This is a genomic window from Paenibacillus sp. EPM92 (assembly GCF_016586185.1).
Taxonomy (GTDB): domain Bacteria; phylum Bacillota; class Bacilli; order Paenibacillales; family NBRC-103111; genus Paenibacillus_G; species Paenibacillus_G validus.
In genome coordinates, this window is record NZ_BCPS01000054.1 from 61,815 (window position 1) to 80,023 (window position 18,209).

General features: G+C 51.0%; 18 protein-coding genes and 2 riboswitches. Of the genes, 12 read left to right on the forward strand and 6 right to left on the reverse strand.

From position 1 onward, the window contains the following. Positions 1–485 precede the first annotated feature (485 nt). Complete coding sequence (locus JMF85_RS10530; protein ID WP_201318164.1) at positions 486–1,304, forward strand: sensor histidine kinase; 819 nt, start codon at positions 486–488, stop codon at positions 1,302–1,304. Beyond that, positions 1,301–1,972, forward strand: a complete 672-nt coding sequence (locus JMF85_RS10535; RefSeq protein WP_054796928.1) for a response regulator — start codon at positions 1,301–1,303, stop codon at positions 1,970–1,972. The genes JMF85_RS10530 and JMF85_RS10535 overlap by 4 nt, the downstream gene beginning before the upstream one ends. Positions 1,973–2,067: 95 nt before the next feature. Here the strand turns inward: JMF85_RS10535 and JMF85_RS10540 are convergent, their stop codons facing one another. Together JMF85_RS10540 and JMF85_RS10545 are read right to left on the reverse strand one after the other, a co-directional pair. Continuing rightward, positions 2,068–3,021: an NAD-dependent epimerase/dehydratase family protein gene (locus tag JMF85_RS10540; protein ID WP_127610748.1), complete on the reverse strand. Its 954-nt coding sequence runs from the start codon at positions 3,019–3,021 to the stop codon at positions 2,068–2,070. Positions 3,022–3,035: 14 nt separating this feature from the next. Beyond that, positions 3,036–4,328 carry a UDP-glucose dehydrogenase family protein gene (locus tag JMF85_RS10545; RefSeq protein ID WP_127610750.1) on the reverse strand — a complete coding sequence of 431 codons (1,293 nt, stop codon included), beginning with the start codon at positions 4,326–4,328 and terminating at the stop codon, positions 3,036–3,038. Between the two features lie 337 nt (positions 4,329–4,665). Here JMF85_RS10545 and JMF85_RS10550 point away from each other — a divergent pair, with 337 nt between their 5' ends. Continuing rightward, positions 4,666–5,379, forward strand: coding sequence for a hypothetical protein (locus JMF85_RS10550; protein WP_201318165.1), 714 nt, complete (start codon positions 4,666–4,668; stop codon positions 5,377–5,379). A 274-nt stretch (positions 5,380–5,653) separates the two neighbouring features. Here JMF85_RS10550 and JMF85_RS10555 read toward each other — a convergent pair whose 3' ends face one another. Genes JMF85_RS10555 through JMF85_RS10565 form a run of 3 tightly spaced genes read right to left on the reverse strand, consistent with a single transcriptional unit; the run spans position 5,654 to position 10,052 of the window. After that, the gene (locus JMF85_RS10555) at positions 5,654–6,793 is read right to left on the reverse strand and encodes a glycosyltransferase family 4 protein (protein ID WP_127607719.1); all 1,140 of its coding nucleotides are present in this window, start codon (positions 6,791–6,793) and stop codon (positions 5,654–5,656) included. Positions 6,794–6,825: 32 nt separating this feature from the next. Beyond that, positions 6,826–8,679 (reverse strand): CotS family spore coat protein, encoded by a 1,854-nt coding sequence (locus tag JMF85_RS10560; protein WP_141335093.1) that lies wholly within the window; start codon positions 8,677–8,679, stop codon positions 6,826–6,828. A gap of 41 nt (positions 8,680–8,720) precedes the next feature. Further along, positions 8,721–10,052 carry a glycosyltransferase gene (locus JMF85_RS10565; RefSeq protein ID WP_141335091.1) on the reverse strand — a complete coding sequence of 444 codons (1,332 nt, stop codon included), beginning with the start codon at positions 10,050–10,052 and terminating at the stop codon, positions 8,721–8,723. A 223-nt stretch (positions 10,053–10,275) separates the two neighbouring features. Between JMF85_RS10565 and JMF85_RS10570 the strand changes: the two genes are divergently transcribed. Then, on the forward strand, positions 10,276–11,253 hold the full coding sequence (locus tag JMF85_RS10570) for a phosphotransferase (RefSeq protein ID WP_201318166.1): 978 nt from the start codon (positions 10,276–10,278) through the stop codon (positions 11,251–11,253). A 176-nt stretch (positions 11,254–11,429) separates the two neighbouring features. Next, positions 11,430–12,062, forward strand: a complete 633-nt coding sequence (locus JMF85_RS10575) for a YcnI family copper-binding membrane protein (RefSeq protein WP_127607727.1) — start codon at positions 11,430–11,432, stop codon at positions 12,060–12,062. Positions 12,063–12,170: 108 nt separating this feature from the next. Here the strand turns inward: JMF85_RS10575 and JMF85_RS28360 are convergent, their stop codons facing one another. After that, positions 12,171–12,299 (reverse strand): hypothetical protein, encoded by a 129-nt coding sequence (locus JMF85_RS28360; protein ID WP_269103250.1) that lies wholly within the window; start codon positions 12,297–12,299, stop codon positions 12,171–12,173. Between the two features lie 81 nt (positions 12,300–12,380). On the opposite strand from JMF85_RS28360, the gene JMF85_RS10580 reads away from it, so the two are divergent. The 7 genes from JMF85_RS10580 (at position 12,381) to JMF85_RS10610 (ending at position 18,173) form a co-directional block, all read left to right on the forward strand. After that, a complete protein-coding gene (locus JMF85_RS10580; protein ID WP_155613741.1) occupies positions 12,381–13,148 on the forward strand; it encodes a peptidoglycan-binding protein in 768 nt (255 codons plus the stop codon). Positions 13,149–13,237: 89 nt separating this feature from the next. Next, the gene (gene mscL / locus JMF85_RS10585; protein WP_127607730.1) at positions 13,238–13,711 is read left to right on the forward strand and encodes a large-conductance mechanosensitive channel protein MscL; all 474 of its coding nucleotides are present in this window, start codon (positions 13,238–13,240) and stop codon (positions 13,709–13,711) included. Between the two features lie 330 nt (positions 13,712–14,041). Next, positions 14,042–14,266: a helix-turn-helix domain-containing protein gene (locus tag JMF85_RS10590; protein ID WP_010493958.1), complete on the forward strand. Its 225-nt coding sequence runs from the start codon at positions 14,042–14,044 to the stop codon at positions 14,264–14,266. A gap of 270 nt (positions 14,267–14,536) precedes the next feature. After that, positions 14,537–14,737 (forward strand): cold-shock protein, encoded by a 201-nt coding sequence (locus JMF85_RS10595; RefSeq protein ID WP_054796919.1) that lies wholly within the window; start codon positions 14,537–14,539, stop codon positions 14,735–14,737. Between the two features lie 70 nt (positions 14,738–14,807). Then, the gene (locus JMF85_RS10600) at positions 14,808–15,038 is read left to right on the forward strand and encodes a cold-shock protein (RefSeq protein ID WP_127607732.1); all 231 of its coding nucleotides are present in this window, start codon (positions 14,808–14,810) and stop codon (positions 15,036–15,038) included. A 256-nt stretch (positions 15,039–15,294) separates the two neighbouring features. Further along, positions 15,295–15,495: riboswitch (cyclic di-AMP (ydaO/yuaA leader) on the forward strand. Positions 15,496–15,582: 87 nt separating this feature from the next. Further along, positions 15,583–15,771, forward strand: a riboswitch (cyclic di-AMP (ydaO/yuaA leader). A gap of 223 nt (positions 15,772–15,994) precedes the next feature. After that, entirely contained in the window at positions 15,995–17,758 is a 1,764-nt protein-coding gene (locus JMF85_RS10605) for an APC family permease (protein ID WP_201318177.1), read from the forward strand. Positions 17,759–17,858: 100 nt separating this feature from the next. Further along, a complete protein-coding gene (locus JMF85_RS10610) occupies positions 17,859–18,173 on the forward strand; it encodes a hypothetical protein (RefSeq protein WP_127607734.1) in 315 nt (104 codons plus the stop codon). Positions 18,174–18,209: the final 36 nt, after the last annotated feature.

Here is an 18,209-nt window from a genome sequence, read left to right on the forward strand (position 1 = left end):
TTGGTTAATACCAGTATCAAGTATTAGTACCAGATACTAAAATTTTAGCGGGATGTTGTTCGTTTGTCAATGTGGACGCAAGTGAATGGTTTAACAGATTTACATGAATATGCTTTAAATGAAGTTGTTTGTCATGTCTATCCTATGGATTCCGGCGCCGCATATCCTGAAGTTGAAAGGGAAGTTTTTTTGGATTTAAGCAGGTGCCGCAGCAACATTCAAACCCGCTCGGCCCATCGCAAGTCTAAACCGGGCAACCACGTCAGGAGCTTCGTCTCCCGGCGTCTTTGGCTTGCTGAAGCGTCTTTCGGGCAAGTGACTCGCATGAGGGCGAATTGTGTCTGTATGCGGAAAATTTCAGATTCAGCTGGCTTGTTCGAGAAAACCCATTATAATGTAACTAACGTTATGGCAGCGTCCGCGAATTTGAAGGTGGCCCTCTGCAACGCCTTAATTTTCAATGAAAGTGTGGGAACGGAATCATCATGTCCATGAGAACGCTGAAATGGTTGACGATATTGCTGCCTACGCTGCTGATCGGAGGATTCGAATACGTCCGGCACGACTTTCTGCTTGATTCTTTATCGATGGAAACAGGCAATCTATATATCACGCTGCTGACGCTGCTGATGTCCTTCGTGTTCGCCACTTGGATGTTCAAACGTATCGCTCGAATGAACGATACGCTGGCGAGGGAGCAGGCTAAACGGGCGGTCTACGAGGAGCGGGAGCGTCTCGCCGAAGAGCTGCACGATAATATCGCGCAAGTGCTGTTCTTCTTGAACGTACAGCTGACGAAAGGTCAAATCTCCGAAGCGCGGGAGGCGGTTTCCGAGATTGACCACCACTTGCGGCAAGTGATCTTCAACCTGCGGACTGTCCCGGAAGAAGGGGCCGGCTTTGCTATGAGGCTGCAAGCCTGGCTGGAGGAGTGGAGCGGCTTGACCGGCATTGCGGTCGATTGGCTGGTCGAACCGGCGGAAGAGAACGTTCCGCCGTCCGCCGAGGTGGCGCTGTTCTCCATCGTCCGGGAAGCGTTCACGAATATTCGCAAGCATTCGAACGCCGACCAAGCTTGGCTCGAGCTTGCCCGGACGGAGGACGGCCAGCGGTGGCGGCTGCGGATCGCCGATAACGGCCTCGGCTTCGACATGTCGGACGGTGTGGCCGTAAACCGTTACGGGCTGTCCATTTTGAACAAACGCGCAATTGACCTGGGGGCTGAGCTGCTCCTGCGCTCGTCGCCGGGTACCGGGACGGAGCTCATCTTGACCGGTCCGATGCGGGAAGGGAGAATGTCATGAACTATAGGGTATTGGTGGCCGACGATCATCCGCTGGCCCGCCGTGCGGTACGGGCGCTCATTGAGGGAGAGCCCGACTTTGAATGGATCGGGGAGGCTGCGAGCGGAAGCGAGGCGGTGGTGCGGTGCGGCGAGCTGCTGCCTGACGTTGTGCTGATGGATATCCGCATGCCGGATGGCGGCGGACTCGAGGCGACCAAACGGATTAAGCAGTTGTATCCGCACATTCGCATCGTTATGCTGACGGTATCCGATGACGTGGCCGATCTGTTTACCGCAGTGCGCTACGGCGCCCAAGGCTACTTGCTCAAAAACATGAACCCCGAGGACTGGGTTCACTATTTGCGAGGACTGCTGGACGAGAACAGCGAAATTTCCAGGGTCATTACTGACCGGTTGTTTCAGTCGTTCCGCTCCGAAGGCAGGACTTCATCGGACGAAGCTCCTCCAAGCGTCCTGTCGCAGCGGGAGCTAGAAATTTTGAGCTGTGTCGCGACCGGCCAGAGCAATCGGCAAATCGCTGAAACGCTCGTCATCTCCGAAAATACGGTCAAGAACCATATCAAGAACATTTTGGGCAAGCTCGCCTTGGACAATCGCGTTCAGCTGACCGCCTATGCCGTTCGTCATGGGCTAACCCAGAATATGTCTCAAGGCGACGGCCGCTAATTAACCCGCATTCCCCGGCAGAACGGGTTCCTCTAAATCAACCCGCATTCCCCGGCGGAACTGGTTCCTCCTATGGAAAGCGGGTTTATTCAGCCTTACTGGACCCTGTACAGATCGCGCAAGAACCGGTATTCCGCTTCCAGCCCGGTGCGCAGGTCGGTTTGAGGCTGGTAGCCGAGCAGCGACTGCGCTTTTCCGATATCCGCCCACGTTTGCTTCGGTTCTCCATAAATGTCTCCGACTTTCTGAAGGTCCGCCTTACGTCCGAACAGCTCTTCGATGATGGAAATGCATTCCAGAACAGAGGCTCTTTCCTTCCCTCCGATATTAATCGTTTCCCCGATTAATCCATCGGCGTAAGCAGCCCTGGCTACCGCATCCACGCAATCGGCTATATAGGTGAAATCGCGAGATTGGCGCCCGTCTCCATATAGCGGGATCGGCTTGTTCTCCAGCATGCGCCGAATAAACCGATGGAAAGCCATGTCTGTACGCTGTCTGGGTCCGTATACCGTGAAAAATCTGAGAATGACCAAGGGCAGTTGTTCATTATAAGCATACACCTTGCACAGATGCTCCCCCGTTAATTTGCTGACGCCGTACGGAGACAGCGGCTCCACGACGGCTGATTCCACAACCGGTCCCGTCTTCTGGCCATAAACCGACGAGGTGGAAGCATAAATAAATTTGCGGATGCTATACCGTTTGCACCCTTCCAGCAATCGCTGCGTCGCTGCGATATTGTGGGCAATGTAGGTTTTGAAATCTTCCCCCCAGCTTGACCGTACGCCAGGCATTCCCGCCAGGTGGAAGACGATATCGACGTTAGGGAGAAGCTGATCCCAGCTGACGGTACGCAAATCGATCTTGACCAAAGTAAAGCGCGGATGCCGGAGCAATGCGTGTAAATTTCTTTCCCTCATCCATATGGGGGACGCCGAAGGAACGAAAGCGTCCAGGCCGATTACCTCGACACGCTCATCTTGAAGCAGCCTCTCGCATAGATGGGAGCCGATAAATCCGGCCGCTCCGGTCACTAATATTTTCATAGCGTCATCTCTCCTCACGGATTTCCGAGGCATCGGTAGCTAAACCCCAGAGAGCTCATCCGCTTACCGTCCAGCGCATTTCTTCCGTCAAGAAAGTAATGCTGCCTCATGCTTTCTTTCAGCAGGCCCCAATCTGCCGTCGTATACTGCTTCCACTCCGTGCAAAGGATGACAGCGTCACAAGCGGCGACCGTATCTTCCAGCGTCTCGAACTGGCGGACGCGGTCGGATGCCATGTCGGCCGGCAGCTTGGAGACAGGGTCATGTACGCGAACGATGGCTTTCTCTTCCATCAGGTGCTTCAGAACGGAAAGTGCCGGGGATTCACGCTGATCGTCTGTTTCAGGCTTGAAGGACAGACCTAGCAGGGCTACGGTTTTATTGCGAAAGGATCCGAAGGTTCTTTCCCAATTATGCACGGCGTAAGAGATTTGCGTTTGGTTCACGGCGACGACGCTGTTCAGCAGCGTCATCTCGCTGCCATGCTCTTTTGCGGTATACAGCAGCGCTTGAATGTCTTTGGGAAAACAGGATCCGCCGAAGCCAATGCCTGCCCTTAGAAAGTGCGGTCCGATGCGAGGGTCGGTTCCCATCCCATGAGCCACATCAGTAACGGAAACCCCGAGCCGGTCGCAGAGCCTTGAAAGCTCGTTGATGAAGGAGATTTTCGTCGCCAAAAAAGCGTTTGCCGCATATTTGATCATCTCCGCGGTTTGCGGCTTGGTGACAATCAGGGGACAAGTCATATCTTTGTATAAAGCGGTGATGATTGCGGTCGCTTGCTTGTTCGTACTGCCGATTACGACGCGGTCGGGATGGAGCGCATCGTGCAGAGCGCTGCCCTCTCGCAAAAACTCCGGGTTGGATATCACATCGAACGAAACCGGCTCCCGCTGCGCCTCGCCGATCCACCGGACAACCTGTTCGTTCGTGCCTACGGGAACGGTGCTTTTAATAACTACGAGCTTGTATTCCGTCATCAGGGAACCGATCTGTTCGGCAGCCTGCCGTATAAACTGCAGATCGGCGCTTCCATCAGGCCGGGACGGAGTGCCGACGCATAAAAAAATGATCGGATGCTCCCGCAGGGCGGTTTCAAAATCGGAGGTAAACGAGATGCTTCCTGCACGGCTGTGTTCTTCAAGCAGAACGTCCAAGCCGGGCTCGTAGAAGGGCAGGGTTCCTACGGCCAGACGGTTCAGCTTGGCCTCGTTCGTATCGAATCCGGTTACCTTCCAACCGAGCTCAGCCAAGATGAGTCCGGTCGTGACGCCGACATAACCCATGCCTACAATCAAAATGTTCATTTGCCCGTCCCTCCAGCATGATACAAATTTCGAGCAATTTGGTGATCCCCAAATTGCTCGGGTTTATTCTTTTTTTTCTTGCTCCGTATGGTTTTACTCCTTGTGACTTAGGTGCTTTATTATAAATGTTATGTAAAGCATCTATACCCCGTAAGGGTATTCGCGGATGAGCACCTAAATATGTGTGTATGTGCATTTGTTGTGTAAATAACAATAAGTTGGTAAATATCCGCTTTCGTCTTCTATAACTAGCCTATACATTGCATCTACGAGATCATAGTATACAGTGAAACTAACCAAAAAAGTTTCGAGACGAACATGGAGAGGAATGGTTGTTTTGTCTAAAACCGAAAAAGTGAAGCAGTGGCTGGCTGCCTACCCTGATGCTGCTGAAGTTGAAATTGAGTTTGCGAACGGCGATAAGATCAATTACTCCTTGGACGAAGGGGTATCTGCTTTGATGAGCAAAGTGGACTGGGAGGAAGTTGAAGAAATAGAAGTGGAGATGGCTGACGGCGAAACAGAAAAGTTAGAATTGGACGACGACGATGACGACGATGACGACGACGATGACGACGAAGACGACGACGACGATGACGACGAAGACGACGACGACGAAGACGACGAAGACGAAGACGAAGATGAAGATGAAGATGAAGATGACGACGAAGATGAAGACGAAGACGGAGACGTAGACGAAGACGAAGACGAAGATGAAGATGAAGATGAAGACGAAGACGAAGACGAAGACGGGGACGAAGATGAAGACGGGGACGAAGATGAAGACGAAGACGGGGACGAAGATGAAGACGGGGACGAAGATGAAGATGAAGACGGGGACGAAGATGAAGATGAAGACGGGGACGAAGACGAAGACGAAGATGAAGATGAAGACGGAGACGAAGAAGAAGAAGAAGACGGGGACGAAGATGAAGACGGAGACGAAGAAGAAGACGGGGACGAAGATGAAGATGAAGATGAAGATGAAGACGAAGAAGAAGACGGGGACGAAGATGAAGATGAAGATGAAGATGAGGACGAAACTGACTAACCTGCTGTAATTTCGTCTTGAAACGATCCACTCTTTTCCGCTGCTGCGCGATTGGAGGGACGGGCAAGCAGCGCCACTCGCCCGTCTCTCCAATCGCGCAGCCCAATAAATCGAACAAGCCTCCTGCCTGCAGGCCTCTTTTATTTACGGTCCATAGAGACCGTTTATGAATGAGGCTATAAGTGTTTCGTGGCTCGGACGCGCGCTGCAGCCAAACCTCCGGTCCTCCGCCATGCAAGCTCAGCTTGCATGGCGGATAGGGAGAGCGTCATGGTTACGGCTGCCAGACGGTTAAGATGTCCCTGGCCACCCGGTCCCAAGTAAAGCCCTTCTCGACAAAACGGCGGCCTTGGAGTCCGTGACGACGAGCCGATTGCAGATCCGATAACAGCACATTCAGCTTCTGGGCATATTCGGCCGGATCTTCCGGGTTCTGAATAAGCTTGCCGAACGGATCGGCTGCGATCTCGGGATTGCCCCCCCTTGCCGTAGTAAGAAACGGTAGCCCGGCTGCCATCGCTTCGTAATGAACTCTGGCCAGCGGTTCCTGCCACAGCGAGGTGCACACAAACACATCTCCCGCATTAAACCAGCGGTGTACGTCGTGAGCTTCCACATAACCGGTCGTAATGACGGGTATCGGTGATTTTTCGGCAAGCGCCCGTACGTAAGCGATATAATCGCTGATCGAGTTGTCGCTGTACCAGGCACCTCCGACAACGACAAGCGCAGCATCCTTATGCGAGAGCTGGGACATCGCCTTCACCAAAACATGCGGACCTTTATTTCGTGATAACCGGCCAACGAACAAAATTACTTTTTTAGATCCGAGTCCGTATTCGGACCGGATCGTCTCTCTATCGCGATGCGACGATTCCGATTCCGACCAAGGGGAAAACCGGTTTAAATCGACTCCGGAATAAACCGTCTTCACTTTAGCCCTCGCATTTGGAAAAAGAGCGGCAATCTCATTTCCGATATAGTTGCTGATCGTGATGATACGCTCCGTCACTTCGACGACGGCGGCGCCTTCGCTGGGATGAATTTTGGCGGAGTTAAACATATCGTTGTGCATGCTTAATACGATTCTGGCGCTGGGCGCTGCCTTCCTTACGGGCAATACAAGCTTCGGCCGATTAAATATATGAATCAGATCATAGTTCCCGCCGAATCTTGAAACGAAGTCCAGCACACCTTCGGCGTATACCTCCAGTAGGCCATCGGAAGGGACACGGACATAACGGACTCCGTTGACCACTTCGTCATTCGGTAATTCGGGGTCCGTTCGTCCGAGAATCGTAAGGTTGTGGTGCTTATTCAATAAACCGGCCACTCCGACGATGTACGTTTGAATCGCTCCGCCTCGGATGTTCGGTACAGGCAGTTTTTCCGTGCAAATCATCAATACATTCACTCTTAGCTCACCATCCTGTCTCAAAATGTCCGTTACCGCCTAGCTGCCTTTCGATTATTGGCGGCGGCGGGTTTCCGAACGCGAGTCGTTTTCCCGGCCCTATTTTTATTCGGGTTGAAGACGCCGGCGGGCTTCTTCGTTTGGCTTGTTTTTTGTTTCTGTTTGGGTGCGAGCTTCAGGGCCTGCTTCGAGCGGTCAGGTTTCGTCCGGCGTTTGGGCGGTGTTACGCGTACGGCCGGTTTAAGCAGGGAGGCGCTTTTTTGGACGCTTCGTTTCTTTGCAGCTTGCTTTTTCAGTACGCTTTTTTTCGCTGCAGACCTTTTCTGGGAGCTGGCCGGCTTCCTTCTGCGTTTCGCAGCCGGTTGGGCCTTCGCGTCTTGAGCAACCGGTAGAGCCTTTGCGTCTTGTGCAGCCGGTTGGGCCTTCGTGTCCCGAGCAAACGGTAGGACCTTCACGTCTTGACGAGCCGGTCGGGTCTTCGTATTTCGCTTTGGCGGCAGGGCCTTCGCGTTTCGACGTTGCGATTTGTCCTTCGCGGTACGTCGAGGACGCGACGCTGCGATTCGTCGAGCCGGTTGACCTGTTTCGATAAGAGGCAAAACGGCGACCGGCTCCATCGGGCTGATAGGAATGATATTTGGCTGGGTCGTAACCGGTTCGACCATGGCAGCGGGCGGGAGCAGTTCCGGCATGGGAAGCTCTTGGCCTTCCAGCACGCGCTCTGTCCGTTCGACAGGCAGCAGCACAGCCGCTTCCTGCTCCGGATAATGGCCAGGGACGTAATTCGCTTTGTCCTGCTCCAGCTCGGCCAGCGCCTGCCATTTGGTGCTCTCGGCAATCAGAACCCGGTCCAAAATGCCGTTCAATTCCGTCTCCATGAATAGGGTCGGCTGATAAACGATTTCTTTTACATGTTTATAAAATTCATTCGGAAACGCCATATCAAGCCACAGCAGCTCGAAGGTTTCACGGTCGATCGGATTGGCTTGATGGTAAGCTTCAATCATGCCGCGAATCCAGGTTAAATCCCACACTCCCATATCATCCATCGTGCTGGTGATCAGCTTGCGCAAATCGCGGATCGGCAGGTCATACGCCACGCCGTCCAAGTCGATAATCCAAATCCCGCCAGGACCCATCTGCCCGTTTGACCAACCGTAATCCTGGTGGGCCAAGCCCCAATGGGGATCGCCCATGGCTGCCATCCGGGGATAGGACGACAGTTTAAACTTCTCATAAATCTCCCGGGCCTGCCGGTCGTAATCGTCAACGATTGACAACAACCGGGAGCTGGCGGACAGTTCCGGGTACGCTTGGGCGATATCTCGAAACCAGCCGATTTTGGCAATAATTTTCTCGTAATATTTCGGCCATCTCGGCAGCCGGGTCGAACGCGCAGCGCCGAACGGCGGAATGTAGCCCTGCGACAGTTTGTGGAATTCGCCAAGCCCTGTGCATAGCTGGGCTGCGCCTTCCAAATCGATTTTGGACGCCTGAACGAGCGACTCGATCCACTCCGTGACGATCCACAGCTTACCGCCGGCCTCTACATAAAGCCGATCATCCTTCGTCCGAATCAAGGACGGAACCCGTGCCCCCTGATTCACCAAGTACTCCTGTGAGCCGACGCTGAACAGGCTCCGTTTCGGTTCGCGGTGGAGCACCTTAATACTGCGCGGACCACGATCGGTATTCATTTTCCAGATAGCGCCGCCTTTGTCAGGCTTCGAAGTGACAAGCGTCATATCCGAGACCTTCATCTCGTAAAGCTCGGCGACTTTCCAAGCGATCGCTTCCAGCTCGGGCGGAACATATTGTTCCAAGACAATCCCCGGGTCAACTGTACCTTCCAGATGGTCCCATGGACCGATTCTGTACTCTTCCAACGTCATCACTCCATCATCAAGTTCAGCGATTCGACATGTATTCACGACAAATCGGAAATTCGGGCATCTTTCCTCGATTTGAGCATGTGCGCGTACACGTCGATCAGCTTATCCGTAGTTTGTGAAATATGGAAACGGTCGATCACGAACGACCTTCCGGACCGCACGTTCCGGACGATGTCCGTCCGATCTTCATGCAGCGCTTTTCTCACGTGTTCCGTCAATAAGGTTTGCGTTAAGGGGAGATCGGCGTCATGATCGCCGAACCAACAGTTCCATATCTGTTCGTACCGCTGCGGTTTCACGAGACCGCAAAAGCCTTTGCTGCCTACGGCAATAAGCGGGCGCTCGCATGACATGGCCTCCAGCGAGATTCTTCCCGTTCCGATGACACAATCACTAATGGAATAATAGGCGTTCATATTCAAAATCTCGCCGGCATAGTGAATGAACGGGGATTGCGTTTGTTCGTTTTTGCTTTCGACGATCTGTTGGATTTCGTCTTGTTTCTTACCGCCGCCCACGATAAGCAGCTGCAGGTCGGGGTAGTCGGTTTGCTTCATCAGAGTCAAAGCATGAATGGTTTCTTCGCAAATGTCCGCTTTTTCCCACGACAGGCGGCTTGCATACATGACGACCGGGGCTTGCTGCGGAAGCCCTAATTTACGCCTGAGATAAGAGCGGTAAGCGGTGTCCAGGGGATGGTACTCCGATGGGTCGACGCCGTTCGGAACGACAAAGGCCTGGATCCCCGCGTTCTGAAGCATGCGCAAGACGGCGGGACTGACACAGGTTACGGTCGCGCTTCTTCTTAGAACGCTTAAAAATGCGGGATCATAGTAAGTGCCGTGGACCGTAAACAGGAACGGCACCCGCAGCGTTCGAGCCGCCTCCAGGGCTACGATCCCGGAGGGAACTTGATGGGCATGGACGAGATCGATCTTCTCCGTTCGAATAATCGATTGAAGCATGGCCATGTGGGCGCTGCGATTGGCCTCATCCCGCTCGTAGTCGTCCCCGACGAAATCAATCTCGTATACCGGGCAGCCGAGCCCCAGGAATGGCTCCAGCAGCTTTCCTTTTTTGGCGGCGATCAAGACGGAGGCTCCTTTTCGAAGCAGTTCTCTCGTTAGAGACAGCGTATAGGTTTCCGTCCCGCCGATATTCAACTGATCGAGTACCATCAGAACCTGAAGGGGGGGAGCGGGGAATTCCAGCCCGGATCTGGGAAGAATCAAACGGAGCGGGCCCGCCTTAGCCCGCCGTTTTCGGATTCCGGCATATGACTTCGGACTCGTGCTTTCGTTGTACGCCGTTCTTTTTTTGAGCGGAATTACGGATTTTTTAGGTAACGCGCGTCTGCTTTTTTTCAAGACTTCACCTCCAATCAGGATGGGGCGTACCTATACTCATGCATATGTCTCATGGATTGGGAATGATAGGTGCATTCGTGGATAGGCTGTAAATTTTATTAAATACGCATATATCCTATTAAAATTTTGCAGAAGGCGAATATAGTGTAGTACCAATAAGTTTGGCAGTGGTTATGAGGTGAAGCATTTGGGGTCACCTATTCCAAGTCAAGGAGTGAACGCTATGGAAAGCTCCCAACCTTCTAAACCGTTCGACGACGCGCTGCTGGAGTTCGTATGCGAGCGATTCCAATTGGGCAGATTCATCCGATTTGACGGTATGCTGGGCGGTTCATTCAATGTGAACATGAAAATGACAACGTCCGACGGAACCTTTGCGGTCCGGGTGCTGAACCGCTCTGCCGCTCCGGAGCATTTGGGGCATGCCCGGCAGGCAATTGCGCTTCTGCGTGCGAACGGCATTCCCGCTGCGTGCCCGTTGACGGCGGTGGGAGGCGATCCGTTTATCCGATATAAGGAAAAACTGGTACAGGTGACTCCGTTCGTAAGCGCGGATTCGTTTCAATGCAGAGAAGCGCAGGTTTTTGAGAGCGCCCGCATGTTAAGAGCGTTTCACGAATCGCTTGTCCAAGTTCCGGCAGGCCCCCGTCCTTCGTGGTCGTTCTATGCCGATGCGGCCTATTATACGGAAGCGCTTGAGCGGATGCGCAGCTTGTCCGGTATACCGGCGGATGAACGGGCCGAGGCCGAGAAGCTGACCCGGCGGGTGCTGGATCAGTGGGGGGATGCCGCAAGCGGCTTGCCTTGCACGACGCTTCACGGCGATTGGCATTTTTGGAATCAGTGTTATGCGGAAGACCGCGTTTGCCTCGTGATGGATTTTGATTTTATGCAGCAGGGACAGCGTGTTCAAGACATCGCCTATGCGCTGTGGGTCATTAACTTGCTGCTTCCCGAGCATGCGGATACGTTTGATCGTTGTTTTCTCCGGGGCTACGGGAAGTTGACCGAGGAGGAAGCAGCCATTATGCCCATCGCGGCAGCCAGAGTCAGCTTGTTCTTCTTGTGCCATGCCGCCAATGCCTCGAGCCCGGCGCAAAGCTGGCGTAAACATTATCGCAAACAGCTGCCGTTCATCCGATCGATGCTGGCGGAAGGCGGGCAGCGGGTGGTGCGGTTGGCCCAGGAAAGTCAACTCTGATTGGCCGGAGTAAGCGCGAGAAGCGGCAGGCGACATGCCCGAATGCGCTCAGTCACAAAACGTCCAAAAAGACAACGAAAAATAGCCCGGTTGAGTCATTCTTCCAAGCAGCGGTTTACGATATATTACGAATGGAAATACTGATCGCTGTAACCAGGGAAGGGGATAATTTGGAAATGAAAAAGCTGCCATTCACGTTTGGACTCGTCCTGCTTTTATCTCTCTTGTTGTCGGGCTTAGCAAGCGCTCACGTGACCGTGCAACCGAAAGAAACGACACAGGGAAGCTATGAGAAATTCACTGTCCGCGTACCGTCGGAAAAAAACGAACCGACCGTAAAGGTTGAAGTGAAATTTCCGCTGGACGCGGTAACCGTTTCCCGCTTCGAGCCGAAGCCCGGCTGGAAGTACGAGCTGACCAAAGAAGGCGATAAAATCAGCGGCGTCATCTGGACGGCAACCGGAGAAGGCCTTGGACCGACGGAATTCGGCGAATTTTACATGCAGGGCAAAGTCGCCGATACGGCTACCGCGATTACGTGGAAGGCGTATCAGACTTATAAAGACGGCAGCGTAGTCGAATGGGTCGGCGCCGAAGGTTCGGACAAGCCGGCTTCCGTGACGAAGGTGAATGCGAAGCCGGCAGGTGCGGCAGCCGATAGCCACGGACATACCGCAGCGCCGTCAGCGGGCGATTCGCCAGCCGCAGCTTCGACTGACGGGGCATCGAACACGCCGCTTTACTTATCGATCGCAGCCGTTGTGCTGAGCGCAGCGTCTCTGCTTGTTTCACTGGTGCGCAAGAAATAAGCGAACTTCCGATTCGCGGTAAGCCTGCTTCTTCCTTCCGGGAGAAGCAGGCTTTTTGCGTTGTCGGCAGAACGGCGGCGCTTTCTCCTGCGGCATCCGCGCATTCCCCTACAACCCATGCTTATACGGTCCGTCAGATCGGCCGATACCGCTCCGCTTCACCGGATCGCGGCTCCACGGATTCCGCCTGCTGCCTGCTTCGGCAAGCGTGGAGAAACCGGCCGAATATCCGTTCATAATATTGCAATCGTCGGGGGATGCTGGAAGTAGGCAATCGATCAGCCCCATCTCACTTCTGTTCAGGAGGAATAAATTCACATGTTTAACCGATTACGAACGAAGAAAACAACACTGCTGCTTACGATCGCTCTGCTGCTTAGCTTTGCCGTCTCAGGAACGGTGTTCGCCTTCGGCAAAGGCGCCCAAGGACCAGATGTTTACGCTGTGCAAGGGATGTTGAAGTCGCTCGGTTATTTCTCCGGCTCCATATCGGGTTATTACGGACCCGTCACGGAGAACGGGGTCAAGAGGTTCCAGAAGGCGTACGGCCTTCCGGTAACGGGGGCGGTCGACGATAAGACGCTGCAATCGATCCTATGGGCTTACGGTAATTTGAAAATTCCGAAGAAGCCTGCGCCCGCTCCGACGCCAACGCCAACCCCGGCTCCGGCTCCGAATCCGCAGTCGCCAAGCGACAACAAGCTTAGCGCGGAGGAGCAGCAGATGATCGACTTGGTCAATGGGGCGCGTACCCAGGCCGGCTTACCGGCGTTGACTGTCGATCCGCAGTTGTCCCATGTGGCGAAGTTGAAAAGTCAGGATATGGTGGATAAAAATTATTTTTCCCACCAGTCCCCGACGTATGGCTCGCCCTTCGATATGATGAAGCAGTTCGGCATCAGCTACCGCAACGCCGCCGAGAATATCGCCTGCAACAAAGGGGTAGAGGCGGCACACCAAGCGCTGATGAATTCGTCCGGACACCGCGCCAACATATTGAGTAACGATTTCACGCACATCGGCGTCGGCATCGTCGACGGCGGTCCGTGCGGCAAAATGTTCACACAGATGTTTATCTCTAAATAACCAAACCAGAGCAAGCTCCAGCAAAGCACAAACTTTGCGGGAGCTTGTTTGTTGTTATAAACTAATAAAAAAACGGAGGTTTGAACGAGATGAAAGCAACGGTCTGGAAAGAATTTAAAGAGTTTGCCATGAAGGGCAATATGATTGATTTGGCGATCGGGGTTATTGTCGGCGGCGCCTTCGGCAAGGTGGTCACGTCCATCGTCAACGATTTGGTTATGCCCCCGATCGGCCTGCTGCTGGGCCGTGTAAAATTCCAGGACTTGTTCATCAGTCTGGACGGCCGGTCTTTCGCTACGCTGGAAGATGCCAAGAAAGCGTCGGCGCCGACGTTAAACTACGGCTTGTTTATCAGCACAATGCTTGATTTTCTGATCATTTCGTTCGTCATCTTCATTGCCGTGAAGCAATTGAACCGACTGCGCAAGAAGGAGGAGGCAAAGCCCGATCCGAAAGCCGGCTTGCAGGAATGCCCGGAATGTTTATCCGAGATCCCGAAGAAAGCGATTCGCTGCAAATATTGCACGGCTGTCGTGAAAGCGCAAGCGAACGGACAAGCCTGATCCATAGCGGCACTTCAGTAGATCCATTCCATGTTGGGTATCTTAAGATGTAACAGACCAGAGAGGATGGACATGTTTATGAATATAGGCTCGGCTGTGCAGGAACAACTCGTCTTTATTCATCAGCCTTATAACATGCCGCCTGCATTCATAACCGTATGCCGGAAAACCGTACCCTGGCGGATTCCCCGCCAATAGCTGCGATGCCTCATCGTCTCGCCCATTTTTGGACGGTTGCCGCACCAGTATACGTGACCCTTCATAAACTGAATTTGACTGTATCCCTAGACCTTGTATTGATACAAAAACCCGGGCAAGGAGGGGTGACATTTGAAGGGCAGCGATCACAAAAGTAAATTTTTACTCACCAATCGCGAACGCGAAGTATTTGAACTGCTGGTGCAGGACAAAACGACGAAAGATATCGCGCAGCAGCTGTTTATCAGTGAGAAAACCGTACGCAACCATATCTCCAACGTCATGCAGAAATTAAATGTAAAAGGGCGTTCGCAAGCGGTTGTCGAGCTGATTAAGCTTGGGGAGCTGCAGATCTGAGGAAATCCAATGGACCTAACAAAGTCTTCTTTTTACGGTTCTTCTTTGCGGAGAATCGTAAGACGAGGGCTTTTTGGTTTGTGGAGGAGAGAAAAACTTGCCCTTTGCGTTTGAGTGTGGTATGATTACTTTAATCATATATTTGAAACCTTGATTCACATATTGCAAAGGGTTATCATTTGTGCGATGGTACCTTTTTCAATGTGTGAATTTTTTATTTGTTTCCAAAAATAAAAAGTACATGTTAAATAAAAATTTGGAGGTCATATTATGCAAACAGGTACAGTGAAATGGTTTAATGCTGAAAAAGGTTTTGGTTTTATCGAAGTGGAAGGCGGCAACGACGTGTTCGTGCATTTCAGTGCAATCACAGGCGATGGTTTCAAATCGTTAGATGAAGGTCAACGTGTTGAATTCAATGTCGTACAAGGAAATCGCGGTCCGCAAGCCGAAAATGTTGTAAAGCTGTAAAACCCAAAGCAAGCTGCCCTAACAAATATGGAGGGCAGCTTTTCTTTTGGATCATAAGGAGGGGTTCATCATGTATTTTCGGAAAAAATTGTTAGAGGATATCCCTACGGAAAATACGATGATTTGGTCATGTGAAAATGAAGACTGTAAGGGTTGGATTCGTGACAACTTTGCCTTTGAATGTCAGCCGATTTGCCGACAGTGTCTTGCTCCGATGGTAAGCAGCATGAAGATACTGCCGTTGCTCTTAAACTCGAACATCGACTTTAAATCACTTAAAAAAGGTGTGCAGATTTCTTAGCTGTCGCCCCCCTAATCAAGCCTTCTTTTTACGTTTCCTCTATAAGAGGGATCGTGAGATGAAGGCTTTTTGGTTGTTGGGGAAAAGAAAAAACGCGATTCATCGAGTAAAAAGCATGAAATAAAAGACCGCATGATATGTAAGCGGTATCACGCGTCGTTTTATCAAAACGATGTCTAATATCTTGATTTCATCTGTTTTACAGCTTTTTTGAATAAGCGTATGATACAACTCATGAAAACAAAATAACGTTTCTAATTCTAATTCGCTTAATTTCCCTTTGGGAAAGCGGGGGAACCAAACTCGAGCTTTGCTTATTGGTGTGAGAGCCAAAAATCAAAGTTTGAAGGGGTGAATCCTTGGACACAAACATCGGTAGTGTTTTTGTCCGAGGTAGGGTGCAACTCTCACCACCCGAATCCGTCAGCTAACCTCGTAAGCGTTGTGTGGAGGAGATGGGGAAACTGTGATCGTCTAACGTGACCACAGGGGAAGCGCCTCTGTGGCTTTTTATTGCCAAAAACCGGGATATCAAAAATGAAATGCGTCTTTATCGCTGAGTCCTTTAGGGGATCGGGGGAACCATTCGGTAATGGGCAAGGTTGTTACACCGCTTATTACTTTGGGGTGAATTTCTAAAGCAATCCCGTACATTTGTACATTTGCTTAGAATAGGGCGACTCTTACGTCCGAATCCGTCAGCTAACCTCGTAAGCGTAAAAAGAGAGGCGATTTTGTCGTGCGAAAGATACGGTTTTTTTGCCGTACCCAGGAAGCCGCGAGAAGAGTCCTCTTCTGTCAGGCTTCTTTTTTTATGTCTCTTTAGGATTTGAAGATGTACAACCGTTTGTGACTTTAGGAGTTGATATTTAATGTGGATAAAAACACAGCAACATCGGGTAAAATATCCAAATCATGAAGCAGAGAATCGGCTTCAAAAGGGGGAAGCATTCAAGATGATGTCTGCTTTGAAACGGTTCTTAATCGGTCGTCCTTTGAAATCCGAAGAACTCGCGGAAGAGAAGTTGAGCAAATTTAAGGCTCTTGCCGTATTATCATCGGATGCACTGTCTTCTGTTGCTTACGGCACGGAACAAATATTGCTGGTTTTAATGACAGTAGGTTTTGTGGCATTATGGTATTCCATTCCGATTTCCATTGCTGTATTAGGGTTATTAACGATTTTAATTCTTTCCTATCGCCAAACCATATATGCTTATCCGACGGGGGGCGGGGCATACATCGTATCGAAGGAGAATCTGGGGGTGCCTGTCGGTTTATTAGCAGGGGGATCCTTATTAGTTGATTATATTTTAACTGTGGCTGTTAGTATTTCTGCTGGAACCGATGCGATCACATCCGCTTTCCCTGGCCTTCACGACCATCGTGTTCTCATTGCTATTGTGATGATTGCTTTTTTGACCATCATGAATTTACGGGGAATCACGGAATCGGCTTCTATCCTTGCTTATCCGGTTTACCTGTTTGTCACTCTAATTGTGCTTCTTATCCTGAGCGGGTTATATAAATATGCTGCAGGCGGTGTTTCTGCAGCGCCCCAAACTCATGATATGGCAATCTCGGGAATTAGTTTATTTATACTCCTTAAGGCTTTCAGTTCCGGCTGTTCCGCATTGACCGGGGTTGAGGCCGTATCTAATGCAATACCTAACTTCAAGGCACCGGCGGAGAAAAATGCGGCAAGAACCCTGATGATGATGGGACTTATTTTAGGCAGCTTATTTATGGGGATTAGTTTTCTAGCCTATACCTATGGCATTACACCGAGACCTGAAGAAACCGTCGTTTCCCAAATCGCCGCTTCCACGTTTGGCCGGGGGCCCATGTATTATGCCATACAAGCTTCTACGGCTTTGATCTTATTTCTCGCTGCGAATACAGCCTATGCCGCATTTCCGCTGCTTGCCTACATGATGGCAAAAGACAAATTTATGCCCCGTATGTTTACCGCCAGAGGGGATCGACTCGGGTTTTCAAACGGGATCATCGTACTCGGTGTTTTATCGGCTATTTTAATTGTTATTGCTCAGGGACATACGGAAGGCCTGATTCCTTTGTATGCTTTAGGCGTGTTTATTCCGTTTACCTTGTCCCAAACAGGAATGATGCGCCGCTGGTGGAAAATGAAACCGAAGGGTTGGGCTATCAGCTTTTTAATCAATACAATCGGAATGATCACAACGTTCTCCATCTGCTTAATCTTTTTGATTACAAAATTTTCACAAGTATGGATCACATTCCTTTTCCTTCCGGTTGTTATCTATTTCTTTATTCGTATCCACAAGCATTACCTGAATATGGCTAATGAACTGCGGATTGATCCGAAAGCAGAGACGCCAGTGACCAAAGGAAATGTGATCGTTGTCCCGGTGGCAGGGGTTAATCGGGTCGTTTTAAATACGATCGGGTATGCCAAGTCGATATCAGAGAACATTATTGCCGTTTATGTTGCTTTTGACGACGATGATGCACAGAAGATGGAGAAAAAATGGGAGGAGTGGAATTCAGGCGTTCGGCTTGTTATTTTAAAATCCAGTTATCGGAGCATACTGAGACCTTTAATTAAATTTATCGATACAATTGAATGGAAAACCAGCGAGACGGATTATGTAACGGTGATGATTCCGCAATTTATTACAAGGAGTTGGTGGCACAATTTTCTGCATAATCAATCCAGTATATTAATTCGTGCCTATTGATTAAATCGAAAAGACGTTACGATTTCGACTGTACCTTTTCATTTGAAGCATTAATTAGAGCTGCTGCGTTCAGACCAAAATCCACGAATGGAGGCACCTGATGTTGAATTTATTTGAGCTGGCGAATCTTCATCCTGATATTGAAGCTGTTCACGAGGTCGTCCAGGCTTTAAAGGCTCGCATTGATGGTAAAGAAGTCGGAATTAAAATCCTGAAGAATGAAGCCGGTCATTACTTTTATGAACTAAGTCATTATTATAGAGGAGCGGATAATGCCAACCCGTACGTTTCAACGGACAATCGGTTTGCTTCAGTCGAAGAGGCGGCACGGGGAGCGCTCCGGTCGGCAACGATGTTTTACCGGAGCACCGATGAGGGTGGAACTTGGTTGAAGAACGAATCCTTTTATCCGTAATATCAAGCGAAGATTTTTGTGCCGGCGGCCCCCTGC